General features: G+C 74.0%; 1 protein-coding gene. It reads right to left on the bottom strand.

What is annotated here, in order from left to right; genetic code table 11:
• Positions 1 to 392: glycosyltransferase (locus AC5RV2_RS19025; RefSeq protein ID WP_494093621.1), on the bottom strand; the 392-nt coding region annotated here is incomplete at both ends.

Raw genomic sequence — 392 nt, 5'->3', positions numbered from 1 at the left:
CGCGCCGGCGGCCACCTGCAGGGCCCGCACCAGCTCCAGCTGCCGCCGGCCGCCCTTGGAGTCATCCCACCGGGAGGCGAAAGCGATCCGCGGCCTGGCGGCGGGCCGCCACCCGGGCAGTTCCTCCAGGTCCACCGGGTTCGGCAGGTACACGGCGTCGGCGCGGGCCGTTTCCGCATGTTCGCGCAGGTCCGGGGTGGAATACAGCACCTTCACGGCGTGATCGGCGCCCCACTGCAGCGCCGGCCGGCGGGCGGGGTCGTAGTACTGGGTGCGGATGTCCGTGCCGTGGAAATGCAGCACGAAGGGCTTGACCGGCCGGGACCGCACCACGCCGATCCGCGACCCCGAGTGCACGTGCAGCAGGTCCGACCGCAGGATGGCGGCGGCCC

It is taken from the genome of Arthrobacter sp. Y3225116, assembly GCF_059091245.1.
This window is presented reverse-complemented; position numbering and strand designations above follow the sequence as displayed.